Genomic DNA, 437 nt, shown 5'->3' on the forward strand with positions numbered 1-437 from the left:
GATCAGGCCGTGGCGCTGCCCGCGCGCGGGAGCCAGGTCGCGGTCCTGATGGGCTACGAAGGCCAGGCCCTGACCCGGCTGGGCGCCTACACGGTCGACGAGGTCGAGCTGACCGGCCCGCCTGACACCATCGTCGTGCGGGGCAAGGCCAGCGACATGCGCGGCAGCGGCAAGACCGTGCGCAGCGGCAGCTGGGAGGGCGTGCCGCTGTCGCAGATCGTCGGCGACATCGCCAAGCGCAACGGCTGGGAGCCGGTGTGTTCGGTGGCCACCAAGGTCGAGCGCGTCGACCAGCGCAACGAGTCCGACTTTAACTTCATCACCCGCCTGGCCAAGCAATACGACTGCACCGCCAAGGTGGCCGAAGGCAAGCTGCTGGTCATGCCGCGTCAGGGCGGGCAGAGCACCACCGGCAAGGCCATGTCGGTGGTGACGAT

Annotated in this window: 1 protein-coding gene; it reads left to right on the forward strand. The window is 69.3% G+C overall.

Features of this window, described 5'->3' with window-relative positions:
* Positions 1 to 437: contractile injection system protein, VgrG/Pvc8 family (locus G7007_RS21885; RefSeq protein WP_181105189.1), on the forward strand; the 437-nt coding region annotated here is incomplete at both ends.

This window comes from Pseudomonas entomophila (assembly GCF_013523125.1).
Taxonomy (GTDB): Bacteria; Pseudomonadota; Gammaproteobacteria; order Pseudomonadales; family Pseudomonadaceae; genus Aquipseudomonas; species Aquipseudomonas entomophila_B.